Source organism: Caulobacter sp. 17J65-9 (assembly GCF_010975005.1).
GTDB lineage: Bacteria > Pseudomonadota > Alphaproteobacteria > Caulobacterales > Caulobacteraceae > 17J80-11.
This window is the reverse complement of record NZ_JAAIVC010000216.1, coordinates 1-5,069: the sequence shown is the minus strand read 5'-3', so window position 1 is coordinate 5,069 and position 5,069 is coordinate 1. Positions and strand designations below refer to the sequence as shown.

Genomic DNA, 5,069 nt, shown 5'->3' with positions numbered 1-5,069 from the left:
GGCGCGCGCCGGCCGGACGACGGCCGGCGCCGGGCGCCGGCCCCGGAGTGGGTGCGGGCCGACTTCGCCGACCTGACCGACGCCGACGCCTGGCGCCCGCTCCTGGAAGGCGTCGACGCGGTGGTGAACTGCGTGGGCGTGCTGCAGGACGGCGCGGGCGACAGCACGTCCATAGCGCACGAGCGCGGGCCGCGCGCCCTGATCGCGGCCTGCGAAGCGGCCGGCGTGCGCCGGTTGGTCCACGTCTCCGCCGTCGGGGCCGACGACGACGCCGGCACTGCCTACGCGCGCTCCAAGCGCGTGACCGAGACCCTGCTGGAGGCGTCCCGCCTGGATTGGGCGGTGGTTCGCCCGTCGCTGGTCGTGGCGCGCGGCGTGTTCGGCGGCACGGCGCTGATCCGCGCGCTGGCCGCCTTCCCGGGCTTCATCCCGGTGGTGGGCGGCGACCAGGCCTTCCGCCCGGTGGCCATGGCCGACGTCTGCGAGGTCGTGGTGCGGCTGCTGGCGCCGGGCGCGCCGGCGCGGGTGCGTCTGGACCTGGCCGGCCCGCAGAGCCTCACGCTCGCCGACCTCCTGCGGGCCTATCGCGGCTGGCTGGGCTTTGCGCCGGCCCCGGTGGTGGGCGTGCCCGCGCTCCTGGCCGCACCGGCGCTGGCTATCGGGGACCTGCTGGGACGGCTGGGCTGGCCCTCGCCGCTGCGGACCACCTCCCTGCGTCAGATGAACCACGACGTCGGCGGCGACGCGGACGCGGCCGAGCGGCTGCTGGGCCTGCGCACCCGTTCGCTGGACCAGCATCTGAGCGAGCAGGCCGCCGCCGTCCAGGACCGCTGGCACGCGCGCCTCTACTTCGTGCGGCCGCTGGCGATCGCGCTCCTGTCCGTGTTCTGGATCGGCACCGGCCTCGTCACCTTCGGCCCCGGCTGGAAGGGCGCGGTCGCCATCCTGCACGAAGGCGGCTACGGCGCGGTCGCGCCGTGGATCGCCGGCGGCGGCGCGGTGGTCGACATCGCGCTGGGCCTGGCCCTGCTGGTCCGCCGCTTCACCGCGCGGGCCGCGATCGGGATGGCGCTGGTGACCGCCGGCTATCTCGTCGCCGCGACCCTGACCTTGCCGCAATACTGGCTGGACCCGCTGGGGCCCTGGCTGAAGACGCTGCCCGGGCTGGCGCTGTGCCTTTTCGTGGCGGCCACGGACGAGCGCCGATGATCGACGTCTATCCGCTGCTCAAGCTGGTCCACGTGCTCTCCGGCGCGGTGCTGTTCGGGACCGGGGCCGGGATCGCCTTCTTCATGGTCGCCGCCCACCGCACGCGCGATCCGCGCTCGGTCGCGGCCGTGGCGAAGATCGTCGTGCTGGCCGATTTCGTGTTCACGGCCAGCGCGGTCGTGGTCCAGCCGCTGTCCGGCGTGGGGCTGATCGCCCTGCAGGGCTACAGCCTGACCGAGCCCTGGCTCGTGGCCGCCTACGGCCTGTACGTGCTCACCGGCCTGTGCTGGCTGCCGGTGGTGGCCATGCAGATGCAGATGAAGCGCCTGGCCGAGGAGGCGGTCGCCGCCGGCGCCGACCTGCCGGCCCGCTACCACCAGCTCTACCGCCGCTGGTTCGCCTTCGGCTGGCCGGCCTTCGCGGCGGTGGTCGGCATCTACTGGCTGATGCTGACCAAGCCGACCTTCTGACGCCCAGCCCGTCCTTCCGTCCTCGCACCGGAACCTTGGCCGCCCGCTAGGGGTTGCTCGCCCCGGTGGAGGTCGGCGCGTCGCGCGCCGGGCGGAGGTCGCATGGGCGTGTCGGCGTCAGTGTCTGGGGAAACGGTTGAGGCGCGCCCGGACCTGGAGCTCGCCGCCGCCGCAGCCGCCGCCCGCCGCTGGTTGTTCGAGGAGGCGGCGCCCGTCTGGGCCGACGCCGGATTCGACCGCGACCGGGGCCTCTTCGCCGAGCAGATCTCCTGGGCCGGCCGCCCCGAACCCGTCACCCGGCGTCTGCGGGTGCAGGCGCGTCAGATCTACAGCTTCTGTGAACTGGGCCGGCTGGGCTGGTCAGGGCCCTGGGCCGAGCAGGCCGAGCGGGCGCTGGACCGCCTGCTGGCGGCCGGACGGCGAGGGGACGGCCTGTTCGTCCACACCTTCGACGACCGCGGCGACGTCGAGGACGAGCGCTGCGACCTCTACGACCACGCCTTCGTGCTGTTCGCCCTGGCCCACGCGGGCGCGGCGCTGAACCGGCCGGACCTGTTCGACACCGCCGACGCCCTGTTCGACCTGTGGGAGGCGCGCTATCGCCGGCCGACCGGCGGCTTTCACGAGGGCGAGGTCGAGGTGCAGCCGCCGCGCCGCCAGAACCCGCACATGCACCTGTTCGAGGCGGCGCTGGCCCTGTGGGAGGCCTCGGGCCGCGAGCGCTGGCTGAAGCTGGCCATGGAGCTTGAGCGCCTGGCCGAGGACCGCTTCCTGATCGGCGACGCCATGGGCGAGTACTTCGACGAGAACTGGTCGCCCCTGGGCGCCCGCCGCCTGGCCGAGCCCGGCCACTGCTTCGAGTGGGCGTGGCTGTTCGACCGCGCCGCGGGGCACAGCGCCTCGGCCCTGGAGGCCTCCGACCGGCTGTGCGCCTTCGCCCGGCGCAACGGCCTGGACGCCGCCCGCGGGGTGGCGGTCAACGCCCTGACCGCGGACGGCGCGGTGGTCGACGCCGACGCGCGCCTGTGGCCGCAGACTGAGCGACTGAAGTGCGCCGTCGCCCGCTGGCGCCGCACCGGCGATCCCGAAGAGGCGCGCGAGGCGGTGGACGCCTGGCGGGGCCTGCACCGCTATCTCGACACCCCGGTCCGGGGCGTCTGGCGCGACCGGCTGAAGGCGGACGGGTCGTGGGTGGAGGAGCCGGCGCCGGCCAGCTCGTTCTATCACATCATCTGCAGCCTCTCGGCCCTGCTGGCGGCGGTGGACAAGGATTGAAACCCAACGTGTAGGGCGGACGGACTGCGGCTGGGCTAGACGCCGGAGTTCGCATGTCCGACTCGTCGCGCCTGACTCCGCTCGAATACGCCGCCCTGGCCGCCATCGTGGTCATCTGGGGCGTGAACAACGCCGCGGCCGCCCTGGCCACGCAGGTGCTGCCGCCGATGCTGCTCGGGGCCATGCGCTTCGCCCTGGCGGGCGTGTGCCTGGCCTTCTTCGTGCGGCCGCCGTTCCCGAACCTGAAACACCTGCTGCTGCTGGCCGTGGTCGGCGGGCCGGTGCACTTCGGGCTGGTCTATCTGGGCTTCGCGCTCGCCGACGACCTCAGCCCCTATGCCGTCAGCCTGCAGCTGTGGATCCCGTTCTCGGCGCTGTTCTCCTGGCTGCTGCTGAAGGAGCGTCTGTCGGTTCCGGCCATGGTCGGCATGGCGGTCGCCTTCGCCGGCGTGGTGTTCATGACCGCCGATCCGCGCGCCATGCACGACTGGAAGGCCATCGTGGTCGGGGCTGGAGCCAGCGCCGCCTGGGCCTTCGCGACGGTGACCGCGCGGCGCGCCGCCGGCGTGCCGCCGCTGAAGATGCAGGCCGTCCTGGCCTTCGTGGCCGCCCCCAGCCTGTTCCTGGGGTCGATGCTGTTCGAGCATGACCAGGCCGCCGCGATCGCCCGCGCGGACCTGCTGATCTGGGCCTCTGTGGTGTGGGCCGCGCTGATCTCCACCGTCATCGCCACCGGCCTGCTGTTCTGGCTGGTGCAGCGGCGCGAGGCGGGGCGGGTGACGCCCTACCTGCTGGCCACGCCGGTGGTGTCGATCGCTATCGGCGCGGGCCTGATGGGCGACGTGCTGACCCCGCAGATCCTGGTGGGCGCCGCGGCGACCATCGGCGGGGTGGGGCTGGTGGCCCTGGCCGAGCAGCGGATGAAGCGGGCCGCCGCCCTGGCCGCCAAGGCCGCCGCGGTCGCGTGAGCGCGTCCCGAAACGGCGCGCCCCCGCGTTGGAACGGGTCTTGCTCGCCTGTGGGGCGAGAAGGACGCCGATGACTTCACCGTACCAGATCGACATCGTCCGGCCCGACGAGCTCGGCGCGTCCGAGCGGGCGCTGTGGACCGACATCGTTCGCGACGACCCCGCCTACGCCAGCCCGTACTTCCGGCCGGAGTTCGCGATCGCCGCCGGGAAGGTCGCGCCGCACGCGCGCGTGGCGGTGATGCACCGGGCGGGACGGATCGCCGGCTTCCTGCCGTTCCAGCGCCGGGGGCGTCTGCTCCAGCCGATCGCCGCGCCGCTGAACGACTATCACGGCGTGGTCGCCCGTCCGGGCGAGGGACCGGGCCTGGACGAGGTGCGCGGGCTGCTGGGCGCTTCGAAGGCGCAGGTGGCCGGCTGGGTCGGCGCGGAGACGCCGGGGCCGCGGCTGGTCGAGCGGACCTGCCTGCTGGCCCACGCGCCGGACGGCTGGGACGCCTACATGGCCGAGCGCCGGGGCGAGCACGGCAAGTACTTCAAGAACAAGGACCGTTCGCGCCGCGCCTTCGAGCGCGACTGCGGGACGCCGTCGTTCCGTTTCGCCGACCGGTCGCTCGAGCTGCTGGACCGACTGGTCGAGCTGAAGCGCGAGCAATACCGGCGCACCCGCCGCCACGACGTGTTCGCCTGCGGCTGGACCCGCGACCTGCTGGCCGCCCTGCTGGAGACGGGGGAGGGCGAGTTCGGGGCCGGCTTGTCCGTGATGAGCTGGAACGACGAGCCGGTGGCGCTGACCTACGGCCTGTGGGCCGGCGAGCGGTACCATTTCTGGTTTCCGACCTTCGAGCCGCGCTTTGGCCGGTTCGGGACCGGCGGCGTGCTCACCGAGGAGACCATCCGCTGGGGGGCGGGGCGGGGCTTGCGCACCTTCGACTTCGGCTTCGCCGGGGAGTCCTACAAGAAGTACTTCTGCAACGGCGCGCAGCGCGTGCTGGAGGGCGAGGTCGAGGGGCCCGGGTGGCGCGCGGCCGCCTCGCGCGCGCTCGACGCGCTGGAGCGGCGGCCCGACGGCGCCCTGGCTCGCATTCGCGCCAGCGCCCGGCGCCGGTTCGCGGTGATCGACGCCTGTGAGACCACGCCCTGGGCC

The 5,069-nt window shown here is 73.9% G+C and carries 5 protein-coding genes; all 5 read left to right on the top strand.

The genetic code is table 11. The features are described 5' to 3' along the window. On the top strand, window positions 1-1,209 hold a 1,209-nt coding region (locus tag G3573_RS19845), incomplete at its 5' end, for an SDR family oxidoreductase (protein WP_163263407.1). Then, window positions 1,206-1,679 carry a DUF2269 domain-containing protein gene (locus tag G3573_RS19840; protein ID WP_163263406.1) on the top strand — a complete coding sequence of 158 codons (474 nt, stop codon included), beginning with the start codon at window positions 1,206-1,208 and terminating at the stop codon, window positions 1,677-1,679. The genes G3573_RS19845 and G3573_RS19840, both read left to right, overlap by 4 nt. A 120-nt stretch (window positions 1,680-1,799) precedes the next feature. Continuing rightward, a complete protein-coding gene (locus G3573_RS19835) occupies window positions 1,800-2,954 on the top strand; it encodes an AGE family epimerase/isomerase (protein ID WP_205598388.1) in 1,155 nt (384 codons plus the stop codon). Between the two features lie 53 nt (window positions 2,955-3,007). Then, complete coding sequence (locus tag G3573_RS19830) at window positions 3,008-3,922, top strand: DMT family transporter (RefSeq protein ID WP_163263404.1); 915 nt, start codon at window positions 3,008-3,010, stop codon at window positions 3,920-3,922. Window positions 3,923-3,992: 70 nt separating this feature from the next. Continuing rightward, the coding region (locus G3573_RS19825; RefSeq protein WP_163263403.1) for a GNAT family N-acetyltransferase at window positions 3,993-5,069 on the top strand (1,077 nt) is incomplete at its 3' end.